This is a genomic window from Acinetobacter septicus (assembly GCF_019355975.1).
Classification (GTDB): domain Bacteria; phylum Pseudomonadota; class Gammaproteobacteria; order Pseudomonadales; family Moraxellaceae; genus Acinetobacter; species Acinetobacter ursingii.
The window spans coordinates 1,958,735-1,976,665 of the sequence record NZ_CP079898.1; the positions used below are offsets into that span (position 1 = coordinate 1,958,735).

The 17,931-nt window shown below is 38.6% G+C and carries 14 protein-coding genes and 1 pseudogene; 3 read left to right on the forward strand and 12 right to left on the reverse strand.

Annotated elements, in window-relative coordinates; translation table 11 throughout:
* Nucleotides 1-393 precede the first annotated feature (393 nt).
* The 4 genes from I6L31_RS09500 to I6L31_RS09515 form a co-directional block, all read right to left on the reverse strand.
* Nucleotides 394-1,134, reverse strand: coding sequence for a lysozyme inhibitor LprI family protein (locus I6L31_RS09500; RefSeq protein WP_005001623.1), 741 nt, complete (start codon nt 1,132-1,134; stop codon nt 394-396).
* Nucleotides 1,121-3,058 carry a glycoside hydrolase family protein gene (locus I6L31_RS09505; protein WP_005001622.1) on the reverse strand — a complete coding sequence of 646 codons (1,938 nt, stop codon included), beginning with the start codon at nt 3,056-3,058 and terminating at the stop codon, nt 1,121-1,123. Before I6L31_RS09505 ends, I6L31_RS09500 begins: the two co-directional genes overlap by 14 nt.
* The gene (locus tag I6L31_RS09510; protein ID WP_005001620.1) at nt 3,048-6,335 is read right to left on the reverse strand and encodes a type VI secretion system Vgr family protein; all 3,288 of its coding nucleotides are present in this window, start codon (nt 6,333-6,335) and stop codon (nt 3,048-3,050) included. Before I6L31_RS09510 ends, I6L31_RS09505 begins: the two co-directional genes overlap by 11 nt.
* Nucleotides 6,336-6,486: 151 nt before the next feature.
* Nucleotides 6,487-8,187, reverse strand: a complete 1,701-nt coding sequence (locus I6L31_RS09515; RefSeq protein WP_005001618.1) for an NAD-dependent malic enzyme — start codon at nt 8,185-8,187, stop codon at nt 6,487-6,489.
* A 275-nt stretch (nt 8,188-8,462) separates the two neighbouring features.
* On the opposite strand from I6L31_RS09515, the gene I6L31_RS09520 reads away from it, so the two are divergent.
* The 3 genes from I6L31_RS09520 to I6L31_RS09530 all read left to right on the forward strand — a co-directional run bounded on the left by I6L31_RS09520 (nt 8,463) and on the right by I6L31_RS09530 (nt 11,644).
* Nucleotides 8,463-9,020 carry a hypothetical protein gene (locus I6L31_RS09520; protein ID WP_005001616.1) on the forward strand — a complete coding sequence of 186 codons (558 nt, stop codon included), beginning with the start codon at nt 8,463-8,465 and terminating at the stop codon, nt 9,018-9,020.
* A gap of 138 nt (nt 9,021-9,158) precedes the next feature.
* A complete protein-coding gene (argS, locus tag I6L31_RS09525; RefSeq protein ID WP_005001614.1) occupies nt 9,159-10,949 on the forward strand; it encodes an arginine--tRNA ligase in 1,791 nt (596 codons plus the stop codon).
* 77 nt (nt 10,950-11,026) lie between these two features.
* A complete protein-coding gene (locus I6L31_RS09530) occupies nt 11,027-11,644 on the forward strand; it encodes an SPOR domain-containing protein (protein ID WP_005001613.1) in 618 nt (205 codons plus the stop codon).
* Between the two features lie 59 nt (nt 11,645-11,703).
* Here I6L31_RS09530 and I6L31_RS09535 read toward each other — a convergent pair whose 3' ends face one another.
* From I6L31_RS09535 to I6L31_RS09570, 8 genes and pseudogenes are all read right to left on the reverse strand, one after another.
* Entirely contained in the window at nt 11,704-12,966 is a 1,263-nt protein-coding gene (locus I6L31_RS09535; protein WP_005001608.1) for a ParB/Srx family N-terminal domain-containing protein, read from the reverse strand.
* Nucleotides 12,967-13,130: 164 nt separating this feature from the next.
* A complete protein-coding gene (locus I6L31_RS09540) occupies nt 13,131-13,772 on the reverse strand; it encodes a glutathione S-transferase (RefSeq protein ID WP_005001607.1) in 642 nt (213 codons plus the stop codon).
* Between the two features lie 100 nt (nt 13,773-13,872).
* A pseudogene (locus tag I6L31_RS09545) lies at nt 13,873-14,272 on the reverse strand (OsmC family protein).
* On the reverse strand, nt 14,269-15,216 hold the full coding sequence (locus I6L31_RS09550) for a pirin family protein (RefSeq protein WP_005001601.1): 948 nt from the start codon (nt 15,214-15,216) through the stop codon (nt 14,269-14,271). Before I6L31_RS09550 ends, I6L31_RS09545 begins: the two are co-directional and overlap by 4 nt.
* A 305-nt stretch (nt 15,217-15,521) precedes the next feature.
* Nucleotides 15,522-15,824: a DUF3861 domain-containing protein gene (locus I6L31_RS09555; RefSeq protein WP_004985683.1), complete on the reverse strand. Its 303-nt coding sequence runs from the start codon at nt 15,822-15,824 to the stop codon at nt 15,522-15,524.
* Nucleotides 15,825-15,850: 26 nt separating this feature from the next.
* Nucleotides 15,851-16,240: a Fur family transcriptional regulator gene (locus tag I6L31_RS09560; protein WP_004985684.1), complete on the reverse strand. Its 390-nt coding sequence runs from the start codon at nt 16,238-16,240 to the stop codon at nt 15,851-15,853.
* Nucleotides 16,241-16,254: 14 nt separating this feature from the next.
* Complete coding sequence (locus tag I6L31_RS09565; protein WP_005001600.1) at nt 16,255-16,794, reverse strand: PadR family transcriptional regulator; 540 nt, start codon at nt 16,792-16,794, stop codon at nt 16,255-16,257.
* 319 nt (nt 16,795-17,113) lie between these two features.
* The gene (locus I6L31_RS09570) at nt 17,114-17,902 is read right to left on the reverse strand and encodes an aminoglycoside nucleotidyltransferase ANT(3'')-IIc (RefSeq protein WP_005001597.1); all 789 of its coding nucleotides are present in this window, start codon (nt 17,900-17,902) and stop codon (nt 17,114-17,116) included.
* Nucleotides 17,903-17,931: the final 29 nt, after the last annotated feature.

A 17,931-nucleotide genomic window follows, 5' to 3' on the forward strand; every position in this document is an offset into this window, starting at 1 on the left:
TAAATATCCTCTATATAAGCCGAAAGCCCTTGCAAATGCAAATGCAAATGCAAATGCAAATGCAAATGCAAATGCAAATGCAAATGCAAATGATTATTATGCCTCGTTTTTTACTTTTTAACTAAAAGCACCTTGGAAAAAATAATTACTTTTCAATCCCGCAGTTACATTAGTAAAATATTCACATATGATTAATTTAGAACGCCCCCATCCAAAGCTTATGAAATTATTTAAGTGAAACACTTCTCATTACTCTTTGCACTTATACACCTAGATAGAATTTCTAAGGATAAAAACACAAATAACTTAAATTTTATTGTCATACCAATTAACTACCATGTACTCTCCAATTTAAATATTAATTTTATGCACAACTAAAATTTAATAAAATTATTACTCCTCATAATCATTACAATCAATTTCCTTATTTTTTAAGTTTTCATCAGTTGTATAGCCAATTTTAAAATTTAAATTTAATAAATCTTCTTTTCTAAAAACCTTAGGAACAATATTCCAAACATTTTTTCCATCAGTGACAAAGACCAAATTAAATTCTGGGATTTTATTATTATTAGTATCAACTTGATACTCCACAGAAAATTCATTTTTTTTCTTACCAACAATGTTATATATGCGTGGTTCATTTAATTTTTGATCACAAGCCTGATATATATAAATCCTATTTTTTAAAATTCTAATTGTACTTTCACCGCAATAACACCCACCCACTTCTAACTCTTTTATAACACCATTTTTATATTCAAATGGTTTTATTAAGTTTTTCTCCAAACTATCAAAATTCAAGTATGATTTTCTTAAATCTTTAATTTTAGAATTATTAAACTCACTTAAACATTTATAATTTTCATTATTTGCTTCTTTTCCATTAAATTTACATCTTAAATTTCTATTTTTCAACCAAGAGCGTTGAGTATTCACAAGATAGTTAACTTCATTTTTATTACTACTGATATATTTTTTTATATCTAAATATGTACTATTTAGATCATATTCACTATTGTTATATACTGTTTTATCATCTAGTTGTTGTGACTTATAATCTGCAGCATTTGAGCAAAAACTCAAACTAAAGACTAATAGAAAATTTAAAAAATTAAGATTAATGCCTTGCATCGTATGCTCCTTTAATAAACAATTGATATTCACTATTACGTCTTTTAGTTAAACCGATATCTGGAACTTTTTTTCCATTTACAGTTATTTTATTTATATCTAACATTTCTTCAGGTCCATCTTTATAATTACTTTCATTAATAAGCTTACATAATTTTGGGGCTTTACTAGCAATATTCCCGATATTGAATGCTAAAGATACTAAAGCATCAAATTCATATTGATATAGAGGAACTTTAATAGCTTTTTTGACATAAGTTTCATGTTTCAAAACATCTTCTTCAAAATAAGTTTTAGCCTGAGATATTGAGATAAAATCTTTTAAAGCCTTTTTACCTAAAGCTTTACATGAAGATTGACCTACGAGATGCCCCCAACCAACTGTACAATACCCTTTAGAATCATCGTAATAGTATGTTCCTTGCCCATCAGGAGTTAAATATTTTCCTTCCCATTCTTGAACAAAGAGTCTTGCATTTGCACTTGTTGTTAAATTGTTTATAAGTATTCTATTTCCAATGGATTTCTCAGAAGTAGTTTGAGGCAACTGTAAATCAAAACTATTTCTATATCCCTCTAACAATATTGCTAAAGGATCAGCTATATCATCACGTCTCGAATAAACCCCGTGTTCTTTTATTGTAAGATTTGATGCATCATCTAATGAAAAACCATTGCCTGTAAAATATTCAAAATGTAGCATTGAAACATTATGCGCTGTTTTTCCAGCAATAGGTATAGCAGCTGGTCCATTCTTATTTTTCATTACACCTGTTTTGCCCAATATTTGGCCTTGCTTAACGGAATCCCCCACTTTTAATGTTATTGATTTTGGATCTAATTCACCATACCTAATTATAAACTCTCTAGCATCTTCAGTTTTATGCCTAATACTCAATTGATTAGTTTGTAGATAGAATTCTTGCGAAGCTATTACTTTACCTGGTGCTATAGCAACTACTTCAAAACCATTTTCTGCTTTACTGACAGGTTTACAATTACTATATAAATCTCTTCCCGCATGCTTTCTATTACTACTTCTATTTCTTCCAAATATTGCCATTGAAGCATTAGTATCATTGAGTTTAGCTCCCCAATAATAATTTGATAACTCTCCATCAATATCATTAATAGGCTTAACTTTAAATGGAAAAATAATGCTAGGTTTATGATTCGTTAAGTCTTGCTTCGGGCTTCCTGTCATTTGGCTTTGCACATCAACATTATTCAATTGCGGAAGACTCAAGCCAAGCAATTGATTTTTGATATAATTATAAGCATCTTCAGCACCAATATCAGGCATTAAATCAGGTAATTTAGCCAATGAACCAAACCAATGATCATCTTTTCCACCATCGTTATTTTTTGCGCTACTATCATGGAGGTTATGATTATTATTTGAACTTTTTCTCGACTGAGAACTTTGATGGCTAGTTGAATTTTGGCTTAGCTGAGAACTTTCCTTATTTAATGGTAATTTTAGAATCTGACCGTCCCATATCTTATTTGAATTCTTAATTTTATTTATTCTCTGAAGCTCTTCAACATTAGTATTATTTTCTTTTGAAATTTTTAGTAAAGTATCACCTTTTTTTACTTTATATGTCTTTCTAATATAATCACCAGAATTACCATTTTCTCTTAGCTGTGTTTTTATTAACAATGAAGGACTATATAACTTTACAATGGCATAGCTTTTCTCAAGGCGAACTTTGTTTATTAATTGCATTTGATTTAAAATATTTTGAAAATATATATCAAGTACTACCCCTTTACTCCTATTAATATCAACAATTGCACCCTTAGAATTTGTTAATCCTTCAGCTATTAAATTATTACCATTTTTTACTTGATATCGAGCATTTTTAATTGGATAGCCCAATAAGTCTAATAAAATAAAGGTTACCAAACATTTACTTTTCACTTTTATCTACCCCTAAAGTCAAATCCTCATCGCCCCATTCTTCTACGATAACGTCCCAAAACTCTTGCTCCTTTCCAATTAAAAACTTTATATTTAAAGGCTCTTCATTTAAAATCTTTCCTGTACGTCCATGCTCATCAAATTTCCCAGATATAAACGAATTTGTTTCTGGCATAAAAGCTTTATAACTAAGCTGACTAAAATCATTCTCCCAAAATAAATCATAAACATCCAACTTATTACTATACACAGCACTATTAGGAAGCTGTGGTACCTCATATGAAACTTTAGCGCCACTCACAAACAAATGCTGACCAGCCTTACTCTCAAACTTCCCACCTGTGGTTGAAAACACACCATCGGCATTAATTTTGAGTTGCGACCCACCCGCTGTTAGTACAATCTCTTTAGGACTGGTAATTTCAATCTTATCTTCAGTGGAAATCAGTTTAATCACCTTCTTGGCAATTGCTTCAATCGCATCGTCATGCGCCTGCAACTCCAATTTCCCTTTTGCGGCATAAGCCCTAAAGCCCTTTTGTGCAGCAAACAAACTAATCTTATCCTGCGCGTGTCCAATAATATTCTTCTGTGCACTCAAATTAATTGAACCACTGGCACTCTCAGCAATATCCTGAGAGGCCTGTAAGATAATATTTTCAGGCGTAGTTAATGCAATTCCATTCGGTGATGCCAACAACATCAATGCCTGTCTAAAAATCTTGCCTTGTTCTTGTTGCTTGGCATCGGAACTACTTTCCAGACCTTGGGTATAACCTTCCATAAAGCCTTGTAATGAGCTCAATGCTATAGAGGGGGTAATTTCTAGCTTGCTACCCTTGCTAAAAGTCCCACAACTACTCATCAATTCAAAGTCTTTAATATCGACATTGGCTAAAACTTTTCCAACTTCTTTAATACTTTCAAACGGGTTCTGCTGAATCCGATCTTTAATGCTGGCAAGCTTACCTTTAATAGTATCAGCACCATGTTCTTCTACGTTTTCAATGAATTCTTTTAAGTTTTCTACCGCATCTTTGGCATCACTAAAGAACGCATTGAACTCGTCTACTGCACCTTTCGCATCTCCACCAAGCGCACCAATATCCTCAATGAAACCACCGCAATCTTTAAGGGCATGGATAGGATCATTATTCATGCCTTCTTTAAATAGACTTAAAGTGTTGTCCAGTGCTTGACCTGTAGTTTTAAGCTCTAATGATTGAATAAATTTTGGTAAGCGATTAATCACATTCAACGCATCAGTCTGCTGCTTTGCAGCAATTTCACTGAGCATTTTCATATTGTCATAGCCCTGTGACAATAATGATTGTGCTTGAGCCGCTTCCAAATGATCAGCAATCGCCTGTTCCTGTGCATAAGTACTAATCAGCATTCCCTTACCTGCACGCACAGCACCATATTGATCGGTTCTCAGTTCAAAACCTTCACCACGCCCTTGACTGATTTCTTGTTGTTTAGGGTGACTTAAATTACCCAGATTTAATTGACTGGCACCATGACTACTATGTAACTGGGTACTAATCTGTCCAGTAGTATCATCAAAACGAAGCTGGTTAAAGCCTGAGCCTGCGACTTCTTGTGAACGAATACCACTCAAATTTCGGGTTGCGGGCAATTGTCCTTTTACATCAAATTTTGTGGGTGAACGTTGCGCTTCATGGATTCGACCCGTTACAAATGGTCGATCGACATCGCCATCAAAAAAGTCAATGACGACGAGTTCTCCTACACGGGGTAGAAATCTTGCTCCATATCCTTCGCCAGCCCACGGTGTCAGTACATCGACCCAAGCAGAGTCTGCGTCATTCTCATTGGCACCTGCGCCACCATCATGCACATGATCCTGATCTCGGGTAAACAGAAAACGAACTTTGATTCGCCCCCATTCATCGACATAAATTTCCTCATTTTCTGGTCCAACCACACGCGCACGTTGTGGATAAACTGATGGTCGATGCTGCAAAGGTTGATATTCAGGGACAACTTTAATCTGACGGCGTATTAGGGTTAGCTCATTGCCTTGGCGTTCATCCTTTTGCAATGAGGACAATGTCGTTCTGGACATTAAGCGTTCAAATTGTTGTTGAATATCTTTTGGTAAATTATTCTGGTTATAAAAGCGTTTTTCATAAATCAGAAATTGCCGATCACTTCCCGTGTGTTGGTCAATTTCTGGATGTCCTGTGAGTTCAAACCAGTAACCGACTTGGGCATCTCTTACCATCGTTTGGGCTTTAAAATATTTAGCATGTATTTCCTGATAGGCGCTTAAATTTTGATTCAGCCGCTCAATCTGCTCCGAACCTGAAGTCGTTGCCTGATCGGCTCCAGTCAGATCTGAAGTCCATGCGGCACTCACAGACCAAGCCTGTTCAAGGCTTAGGCTTTCATTGTTATACTGATCGCTGTACAGATGCGCGCTTAATACGGAACCACTACCTTCATCCTGAGTCAGACCATCCGCTTGCCAACGTTGTACATAAGCCGCTGTTGATTGTAATTGGCGATGTGCAATCAAACTGGTCATACTGTCAAAATATTCTGTGGCATGACTACGGTGAAAACGAATCACACGACGACTCATAGCGGTAAAATGTTGTTGATCATCGATCAAACGTAGTTTCTGTGGCTCAATATCGTGTAGCGTATGTACAACAATATTGTTTTGTTCATCAATTAGCCAATTAATTCCCTCACTACGCCATAAACGGGTTAGAAAGTCATGATCCGTCTCATTATTCTGCATAGTAAAGGGACGAATATCATAGTTTTGACCAAGCCCACTCAAATCAAGCGTCAAACTTGCAGCAAATAAGCTGCTTTTAGCTTGCCACTCTTTAAATAAAATTTCCGTAATTTCGGGTACACTTTTATTCATAAAGACACGGCTATTTCGTCGTTTATGCCAAAGTGCGGTCGGGTCTTGTACAGTAAGTGTATAAAGGGCCAATGCACCATCACTCTGACCTTGACTGGCTTGTGTAATGATCCCTGAAGTTCGTGAAAATTGCCCCAGATCATTGATCTGGTCGACTGCGACCTGACAGCCAATAAATTGTTTTAGTGCAATGTGTGCATTATTTGACAAACATGTGAGCTGAAGATTTAAGCCATCATTGAGCGCATGATGTCCGTCAATACGCTGTAAAAAAACCTGAGTATTGAGTAAGGCGTGACTAAATTGCACATGGATGGCGCGTTTTAAAGTGCCAAAACCCGCCTGTTCCAAAATACTATAAATATTATTTAACATCATCTTTCTTCATTTTTAGTTTTATTGATATCAATCGCGCGTAAGTTTAAAAAATACAGACCGTATCGTCTAGTTTTTTTTATTTTTATTCCATAAAAAAAGAGCCGAAGCTCTTTTTTGTGAATGTAGTGACTTTAATCACTAACCTTCATTAAAAAGGTACGCGCTTATAGGTACGATATTCAGGTTGCCAAAACTCTTTTTCGATATTGCTTTGAATTTGCTCATCGGTTAAGGGAACCGCAACACCATCCGCTATCGCTGCTTGTGCAACTTTTAATGCAATCACACGCGAGACATTTTGAATATCTGCAATCGGTGGAAGTAAATCGGCCTCGGCATTTTTCAATAATGGCGAACAATCTGCCAATGCATTACTAGAGGCCATTAGCATATTTTCTGTTACGCGCTTAGCACCCGAAGCAATCACACCCAAGCCAATTCCTGGAAAAATATAGGAATTATTACACTGTGCAATATGATACAACCGCCCTTGATAATTGACTGGAGTAAATGGACTCCCTGTCGCAATCAATGCCTGACCATTGGTCCATTGAATGATATCGGATGGTACGGCTTCAACCCGTGAAGTTGGATTGGACAATGGCATCACAATCGGACGTTCACAGTTTGCATTAAGTGCTTCGATTACTTCCTGAGTAAATAATCCCGGTTGACCTGAAACTCCAATCAAAACAGTAGGTTTGGCATTCTTTACCACATCCAGTAAAGAAATCACATCTTCAACCTTGGCCCAATCGGAGATGACATCCGCCTTTTGTGCAAGTTTGCGCTGAAAATCCAGTAAATTTGGCTGGTTCTCTGTAATGAGACCAAAACGATCGACCATAAAGACTCGAGCACGAGCCTCAGCATCGCTTAAACCCTCAGCCACCATTTGGGCAATAATTTGCTCCGCGATGCCGCATCCTGCCGAACCTGCCCCCAAAAAAGTGACAATCTGATCTTTGAGTTGTTTGCCCGCAGCACGACTTGCTGCAATTAAACTTCCCACTGATACCGCAGCTGTACCTTGAATATCATCATTAAAACAGCAGAATTTATCACGGTATTTCGTCAATAAAGGCATCGCATTTTTTTGTGCGAAATCTTCAAACTGAATCAAGGCATGTGGCCAACGACGACGAATTCCAGTTAAGACCTGATCGATAAAATCATAATATTCTTCGCCAGTAATTCGCGGTTCACGCCAACCCATGTATAAAGGATCATTGAGTAATTGTTGATTATTGGTTCCGACATCAATCGTGATCGGTAAAGTATAAGCGGGACTAATCCCCCCACATGCGGTGTACAGTGATAGCTTTCCGATTGGAATCCCCATCCCGCCAATACCCTGATCGCCCAATCCCAAAATACGTTCGCCATCGGTAATCACAATCACTTTAACGTTACGACGATTAATATTTTGCAAAATATCATCAATGTGTTCACGGTCTGGATAAGACACAAATACCCCACGATGACGACGATAAATATCAGAAAAACGCTGACAGGCCTCACCTACTGTTGGCGTATAAATAATCGGCATCATTTCTTCTAAATGATCTTCGATTAAACGATAAAACAGGGTTTCATTAGTATCCTGAATATTTCGTAAATAAATGTGCTTATTGATCGCATCATTAAAAGCTGTGAACTGTTGGTAAGAGCGCTGGCTTTGTTCTTCGATGGTTTCAATCACATGCGGCAGTAAACCATGTAAATTGAATTGGCCACGTTCTTGTTGGGAAAAAGCCGAGCCTTTATTGAGTAGCGGGAGTTCCAGAAGGGTAAAGCCAGCATAAGGAATATAAAGTGGATGTTTTTTTGCGGTGTTTTCAGCGGTCATTGCCTATCTCATTGTTCAGCTCAAGTGCCAAACGGTTATTCATTCAAATCATCGGTTCGATATAGCTTACGCGCTTTTTTAGCAAAATAGGTATTTCCAAAATTGATAGTCGAATAGATCACATTTTATGTTCAAATAGAATCTGGAAGGAGGTTTATAGCGCTTTTACATATCGTAGCGAATGAGATAAATACTTCTGGATATACTAAATATATTCTGAGCTTTTGATTCTATTGATTATAAATATGTTTATTGTAAAACCATCCTTTTTATCAATGTCTGGATTGGCGTTGATCCTTATATTAATAACCGGCTGTCAAAGTGTTTCAAAAACAACCGATAAAGTCGGTTCATGGTTAGGCGTCAAGCCATCTGTTCCCGAAGTCAATGCCAAAGGCATTGTTGATCTTAGTCAAACCACCCTGAATCAACTGGAACAATTCAATACAAACATGCCGAAAAATCAATGGGTTTATATGAAAAATAAAACACAGGATGTCTATATCCTACAAAATAAATCTGATGATCAATCTATTTTATCATTTCGTTTTAACTGTCAATTGAGCACTCAGAAACCAACCTTTTATTTATACAATGCCAAAGGTGAGCAAATCTTGAGCGCATACGATGATAAACTTGGACAAATTCAATTTCTTCTCGATAATAAAAACTATTTAAATCCTTTTAATCTGTATTCCAGTCAAAAACTTGAGACCTTTAAAAAAGAGCTCGTGACAGCCAAGACTATCAAAATTTATCATGCAGGACATTTATATCGCTTTGAAAATCAACATGCTGAACTACTCAATAAACCTGTTTCTTGTCAGGAATAATCCAAAATAAAAGATTGGATCACATCCCTCTCAGCATTCATTAAAATTAAATCGGTGGTGAAATCAAACAGCCTCACCTAAAGCGGACAAAATTTGCTATATTGAGCGTTTTTCTGCGAACATTCGTTTTAGATAGATATGAATACCGCCATACAAGCAGCTCTTGATCATGCCGTGCAATCTCTTCAACAAGCAGGGATTCTTCCTTCGGATTGGACTAACAACAGTGTGTTAACCCGAACCAAAGACCGAAGTCATGGTGACTTTGCTTCCAACATTGCCATGGTTGGAGCAAAAGCTGCGGGTATGAAACCACGCGATTTGGCTGAAAAAGTATTGGCTCATCTGCCAGAAGTCGCAGACATTACCAAGGCTGAAATCGCTGGGCCTGGTTTTATCAACTTTTTCTTAAATGCAGATCAGCGTTACGCTGTACTCGATCAAATTCAGGCACAAAAAGATCAATTTGGCCGTAGTCAGGCCAATGGCGCACAAAAAATTCAGGTGGAGTTTGTCTCTGCCAATCCAACTTCAAGTCTGCATGTCGGACATGGTCGCGGTGCCGCTTATGGTATGACTGTAGCGAACTTACTAGAAGCGACGGGTGCCAAAGTTGACCGTGAATATTATGTCAATGATGCAGGTCGTCAAATGGATATTTTGGCGACTTCGACTTATTTACGTTATTTGGAATTACTTGGACAAAACCTTGTTTTCCCTAAAAATGCCTATCAAGGCGATTACGTCAAGGAAATTGCACAAAGCATTATCGACAAAGACGGCGATGCATATGTGCGTGCGGTAGCTGATGTTTATCGCGATGTGCCAGAAGATGTGCAATATGCCGCTGAACTAGATGCTGAAGGCAATAAAGTGGTTCTCTCTGGTGATAAAGAAAAACATATTGATGGGCTGATTGCCCATTCACAGCAGCTACTCGGCGAAGGATATCGTGTTTTTCATCAGGCCGCGCTAAAAGCCATTTTAGATGACATTAAAGATGATCTTGCCGATTTTGGTGTGACTTTTGATCGCTGGTTCAGTGAAGCATCATTGACGGATAAAATTGAAGAAGCCTTACAAACCCTAGATCAACGTGGTTTTCTCTATGAAAAAGACGGCAATATCTGGTTTAAATCCACCGAATTTGGGGATGAAAAAGACCGTGTTGTGAAACGCCGCAATGGGCAAACCACATACTTTGCATCTGACATCGCCTATCATTTAGATAAATTACAACGTGGCTATACCCATATCGTGGATATCTGGGGGTCAGATCACCACGGTTATATTGCACGGGTAAAAGCAGCAATTGATGCAATGGGTTATGACTCTGCCAAACTTACCGTACTTTTAGTTCAGTTTGTCAGTCTATGGCGTGGCGGCGAAATGGTACAAATGTCATCACGTTCAGGTCAGTTTGTGACTTTACGTGAACTCCGTGAAGAAGTCGGTAATGATGCAGCCCGTTTTTACTATGTGATGCGTAAATCTGAGCAACATATTGACTTCGACTTGGATCTTGCAGTATCACAAAGCAAGGACAATGCGGTGTATTACATTCAATATGCGCATGCGCGAATCTGTCGTATGCTAGAAAAAGCAGCGACCAGTGCAGTGAATTTTGATGCTGTTCAGGCACGTCAATATGCGTCACGTCTGGAACTGGACGCTGAAACAGAAATTCTATCGAAACTGGCTGCCTATCCAGATATTATTGTACGTGCCGCAAATGCTTACGAACCGCATCAAATTGGTAATTATTTGAAAGAGTTAGCAGCATTATTCCACGGCTGGTACAATGAGCATAAAGTGTTAAATGATGATGCAGAACTCACTCAAGCGCGTCTTTTGTTGTCCGTCAATGTACAACAAGTGTTGCGTAATGGTTTGGAATTGCTTGGTGTATCTGCGCCAGAATCAATGTAAATCATCTATTGTTTGACTTGTAAGCTCAGACCAATTCCTGTTTTTGGTCTGACGACCTAATTTGAAGAGGATTTCACGTGTTTGGAAAAACGCAGCGCGGTGTATCTGAGCGACCAAATAAACCCAAAAAATCACTGATTCCAAAGTGGTTAGGGACATTGGTGGCTATTTTAGCTCTGATGTGCATCGCCGTGGTGTTGATGCTTTGGAAACCGTGGAAGCCTGTTTCAACTAAAAATGAAGTGACTTCGCCGCATTATCAGGAAGAAGAAACCAATCATGACTATCGTTTCTACGATCTGTTACCACAGCAACAAGTCACGCCGATTCCTGAACAAGCAGTGCCCGAGACCAAGCCACAGCAACCTGTGGTGATTGTAGAAGCGCCAAGTGAAGCCAGCGCGCCTGTTGCCAATGATCCTGCTGCCGCGGTTGCCGCTGAAGAAAATCCACAACAGCCACATCAAGCGTCCTTTATCTTACAAGTGCGTAGCTATCCTGACCCAGACAGCGCCGATGCACGTCGCGCAGAAATCATTTTAAATGGTTTGTCTGCCGATGTGGTCAAAAGTGTCGAAAATGGCAAAATATGGTATCGCGTGGTTTCTGGGCCGTATGATTCGCAAGATGCAGCTGTTGCTGCACAGCAAACCTTGCAACACAGCGGGATCGATTCCATCGTGGTAAAACGTTAAAGCATTGTTATGGTAAAAAAGAACGCTTTGTGCGTTCTTTTTTTAATTTTTTCAAATAATTACCAACCCCAGCATGTTCCCGTAATTGGTTTACCGCATTCACGATAATGTACCGCATACCAAACACTGCCACCCGATCGTGGCGTGCCATCTTTTTTGACTTCATCTCGATTCAATTCATCAAAAGTACTAATGGCATTGGCGGTCACAGAGCCTTTATCTGCATTTTTTTGCAGGTTTAAACTACCCAGACTTTTTGCGGTCTGATTCTGATAAATGACCGTGTCTGGTGCTGTTGTACCGATCAATAAAGCATAGTTGGCAATTGCTGCGGTATAACCTGTGGCACTACCCGACAAAGTTAAATCCTTTTTGATGCTGGTGCTTGCCAGCACATCTGCCCCGCCATATATTTTCGCATCAAGATGATAAAAACTTAAAGGTTGTACCATCCCTGTTTTAACCTGAGCTTCTAACCAGTCTTGCCATAAGAACTCCAGAAAGTCGGTGGCATTCTCAGGTTTGCTATAGCCAATATCTCGGACAAAATACATCAACGAACGGTACTGATTTTCTTCCATACCCGTTGGATTGGTTGCTGATTTAAGCCCCAAATTTTTTGGTAATTGCTGATATGTAATGCTTTGGTTTTGTCCATTACGCAACCATGCACGACCATTGGCGACCATTTTTGTCCAAAACTCATCTGCTGTTTTGAGAGAGCTATAATTATCAACCACACGCACCCAAACTTTCAGCGTTTCACCGCCATCGGGTAATTCACGTAACTGGGTCATGGTATGATGCCCATCAGTCAGATACAAACGACCATCGTAGCCAACCACGACCGTTTTCAAATCAGCAGTTTCTGTTGCTGGTTGTTCGGCACAACCAAAGCTATCGAGTTGTTTTAAATTTGCTCCTTTGAGTTGCTCCATGCTGCTAAAGTCATCGCGGCTTTTGGCACCAATTGCTTCACAGTAATCACTGAATTTTTTGCCTATGGTTTTATTGAGATAAGAAAGTTGATTGATTGGATCCGCTTGCCAAGTCTGACGATTCCAATCGCCTTGCCAACGGCCTAATTTATAATAAATCTGGTCATAGCCCACTGCGCCTTGAGTCGGAATCAGATCAGCAATCTGAACCTGAAGAATATCGCCAGCTTTGGCATTTAAAAAGCGTTGATCGCGCTGATCTTGCGGCTGAGTCGACGGCGTGTTCTGGCTTTGATCATCATTTGAATCATTGCACGCTGTTAATGCGAAAACCGCACAAATCCCCAGAGACAATATTGTCATATTTTTAGTCATCAATTTCATAAAACATCAATCATCTAAAGCTTGTTTGAAAAGACGCATATTGACGAGAAAATATTCAAAATAAATGACAAATTTCATTTTGATTGATGTTTTAAAATATAACAAGCATTGCCATGCTGCATCAGTTTGTCAGCAGGCAATATGGTTGGCTATCAAAACTGCCTTTATTCAATTCCTTTTTGCTTAGCACGTTGAAAAGCAGGACGAGATTGAATCCGAGTAAGAAAAGCCTGAATATTGGGAGACTGACCTGTGGTACGGGTTAAAATAGCTTCAAGTGGAAAACTCATCTGAATATCAGCAAAGCTAAACTGACCAGCAAAATAATCATGTTGAGATAAATACTCCTCTAAAAAAGCAATATGATCTTTTAAACGTGGACGAATAAAGCCAGCTTTAATGCCACCGGTAATTTTATTTGCAATCGGACGAATGATAAAAGGTACATTTTTACCGACATTGTTCATGACCAATTGAAATACCAATAATGGCATCAGTGAACCTTCGGCATAATGCATCCAATATAAATATTGAAAAGCATCTTCATCATTTTGTGGCTTAAACTGATTTTGCAAATCGTACTTACTTTGCAAATATTCCAAAATCACCGCAGACTCTGCAATCGCACGATCATCATCCTGTAAAATGGGTGCCTTGCCCAAAGGGTGAATCTGTTTTAGTTCAGGTGGCGCAGCATAGGTCGGTAAGCGTTTGTAATATTGAATTTGATAATCCTGTTCTAGCTCTTCTAAAGCCCATAAAATCCGAAAAGAACGCGATTGTTCCAGATGATGTAAAGTCAGCATATTGTTCTCTATTTCTCGCCAAAATTTTAAATTGATTGATCGCATTCAGCCCATGAGCATTGCATGGGCTGAATTGTAAAATCATGAGATTGCAACAGAATTAAGCTAAGGTGGTTTTGATTTCCACACTGCGTAATAAGGTCTTGGTTACTGGTGTTTTACTACAGACATTCAACACTTTTTCCTGCATTTCTTCAGATAATGGATTTTTAAAAGTCACACGACGTTCGATCCATTCCTGTTGTTCCTTATTCATAAAAAAAATCAACTTCGACGCTAAACTCACCAAAATCCATTTCTTTATGCTGTGCATACATACGCAAGGTAATCATAGTACATGACGCCAAACTTGCTGTTAGAAAGTCATAAGGTGCTGGCCCCGTATCATGACCACCAAAAGATTCAGGTTTATCGGTAATAAAATGGTGTTTACCGCTGGTGACTTCACCTTTCCACGGTGCTGGATCTGTTTTAACAACGCTACATGCAATCACACTCATTTGGATGCTCTCATTTGATCAGGGAAAGTGGGGGCTTCAAGACGTGGGCCATCATAATCTGGAATTTCGCCGAAGCGTGAATCGTGATTGACCCATTGCTCACGTGCTTCACGTAGTCCTTCCGTGGTGCGACCGACAAGATTCCACCACAGTAAAATTGGAGTTTCAAAAGGTTCACCACCAATCAGTAATACACGATGCCCTTCTGGAATATCAATCTCAATATGTTCAACCCCTGGCTCTAATACCACCAGATTGTCCTGATTCAACTCATGTCCATTTACCCAAGCATGACCTTCTAATGCTAAAAAGCCATATTCAAATTTTGGATTGAGTGGAATACGAGTCTTCGCATCTGCCTGAGCGGTCATATCGATGCCGACCAATGGCGTATGTACCGCCACAGGTGAGCTTTGCCCCATAAACTCACCGACCAATACGGTAAATTCAACCTGATCCTGTTGTGTTGTTGGTAATACAGGATAGTGATCAAACTGTGGAGGCATATTGAGTTTGTCATCAGGCAAGGCAATCCAGAGCTGTGCCGCATGCATTTTAGTTTCAGTATCTGGCGCCACTTCAGTATGGGAGATACCATGTCCAGCAGTCATCAGATTAACCTGATACGGGCGAATTAATTGCTTGGTGCCTAAACTATCGGTGTGCATCATAGTGCCTTCAATCATCCAAGTAAAGGTTTGCAAACCTGTATGCGGATGAGGCCCAACATCCAATCCATCGCCTTGTGGAAAAGTTACGGGACCAGCATGATCCAGAAAACACCATGCACCGATCATGCGTTTTTGCCGACTGGGTAAAGCACGTTTAATCACGGTTCCTTTACCAATTTCTGCGCTGCGAATTTGAAAATCCTGAATAAATTGATTGATGTAACTTTCACAATCCTGTGAATCTGAGATTTCCGTATAATTGGTATTGGTCATTATCTTTGTCCTGATGTGTGCTTAAATCATATGAATGGCTAGCCAAACTGAGCGCTGCGCTTGCTGATCAAAATGCTATTCACCACTTGGATACGCTTAAAATTCAGAATAACGTGTCTCAGAGCATTGTTGTTTTATCATTGCGTAAACAGCGCGTTCTAAACCAACTGTTTGTTAGCTTTCATAAATGACTTATCTTACTGATTATGTTTATATTACCAAACTTAATTCAAGATTCTATGCACAACTTTAAGACAGTGTAGTGCTATTTTTAAGACAATCCTTGTCAAAGCCGTACTCAAAGATTATTTGGACTGCGGAATCTGACTTTTCATGTGTTTCATAAAATCACGGAAATGCGGTGCAAACTCTGCAAATAAAGGATGATTACGCTGCTCTAACATCACTTCACTAAATAGTTTGAGCCCAACCGCAAAGGATTGTGTGGTTTGCTCGTCAAAGAATGCTGCGCTTTTTAATTTTTCTACAATCTGAAAAATATCATCATGATTGCGTGTATAAAACTCAAGTTTTTCAGCATAAGTTGATACCTCACCTTTGGCATCTTTTAAATGTTGAACAGTGACAAAGTATTGATGTTGTTTCATAGATCAATTCCAATTCTATTTTAAAATTAAATACTTTCCCGAATTTCAAGTTGCATAACCTCTACTTGAAATTGTTGAAAAACCGCTTGTAAGGACTGTAAAAACTGCGTTTGTTTCGCCTGCGTTAAGGCCGCACACTGGATCTGGAGGAGCTGTTTTTTGCTACGATCAGGCAGGTTAAATTTTGTTTCTGCACGATGAAATTGATAGCTTGCAATTAAACCTACATCCACCAAATCGCTGACAACGCGATAAATTGTTGCCAAACTAAGTTGCTGGTGCTGGGCATGTAATTTTTGATAGATCTGTTTGATGTTTAAGTCATCAGATTGTTGTTCAAGTAAATTTAGGACTGAAACTCGTGAATGAGTAACTCTTAAACCCGCCTGTTTGAGTCGATATTGTGCGTCTAACATCTTAAAATCCTCCGTCATAAACGCCCGATTTCAACGGCTGCCTGATCGATCTTTTCCGCAATCCGATGAATCTGTTGTGGATTTAAATCTGTAACATTGAGTTTTAATCGCAAGGCCGTTTTCAGATTTTCCATCGCACGGTGTATATCAATCAGTTGATCATTGCCATGAATTTCGCGTCGAAGACGTAGCTTTTCCAGCAAAGCATTCAGCATGTCTTGCTGTTGGGTTAAATACACTTTTCCTTCTTCAGTAACTTGATATTGCTTACGCTCAGCATCAAGCAGTGCAATAAAATTCATGTCTTCAAGTGTCGTTAATGTCGGATAGATCGTACCTGCACTCGGGCTATAGTCTCCTCCGACTAAGTCACTAATTTCTTTAATGATTTCGTAGCCATGTTTGGGGCTTTGCTGAATCAGATATAAAACCAAAAGTTTCATTCGACCTGCTTCAAATAGACGTCCGCGACGGCCTCTACCGTGACTATGATGCTCACGTTCATGTGAAGCCCGCTCTGAATGTCTAGTATCTCGTTCAGATTGATTTCTCATATTATTTTTCTCAGATTAGGTAATTTATAATTATTAAGATATATCTTAATATATCTTTTAACAAGAAAAGATATAGTTTAAATTTTTATAATATTGATATTGATATTGATATTGATATTGATATTGATATTGATATTGATATTGATATTGATATTGATATTGATATTGATATTGATATTGATATTGATATTGATATTGATATTGAATAGATTATTTATTTTTATGATCAAATTTTAAAAAAGTTAAGTAATAAAAAAGAGCGACTAAGCGCTCTTTTCTATTACCTAACTTTAAATAAGACCAACTTCTTAAAATATTATTATTTGTTCAGGCTACTCTTCTTCTTAAATTGTTCATCAATTCTTGAACTCAGGAAATCAACAATGGGCTGTAAAGCCTGATACTCATCCTGCCAATTTTGCTTTGCAATCTGACCTTTATATTCTTGACTCATGCGCTGCAAAACAGGCTGATGTTGCGGTTGTAACTGAGCAATCACCCATTGCGCAGCCTGATCTTTAGGTGCAATCTCATTCGTCACCAAACTAAAATAGATACGGCATAAGGCCAAAATCTGATTACGCTCATCAGCATCCTCATCCCAATGTGCCACAATTGATGGATAGGTATCTGCCATCGCCTGCCAGAGTTGCTGTACAGGAATCTCAACTGACCACTGTGAAAAACTTGGCCCTAACAAAGTAAGATGATGCATCTGTGCTTTCTTCAGCAGAATGCTTAGATCTGGGTCTGCATGTTCGCTAAGTATAACACCTTGGTTTAACTCATCCCGTAACCATTCCCCAAACTGTAGTTCGTAGCTGAGTGGATAACTTCCCGAAAGAATATGATCTTTGTGTACGATAGTGACTTCAAGTGCACGTTGTACAGCACCAATCGGATGCGAAATTTGTAATAAGGTTTCTGCCAGTTGTTTTCGTTGCTGAAGTGTCAATGCTTGAGTTATGACAACCAAAAGATCCAAATCACTTTCTGGACCTAAACCACCATCAACAGCTGAACCATATAGATAAATACCAAACAGTGCCTCACCCAGAAGCTGCTGTAAAGATGCCGTTAATTGTTCTAATTGCAAAGTCTCTGACATGCTTCACCTCTATGACGGAGCACAACATC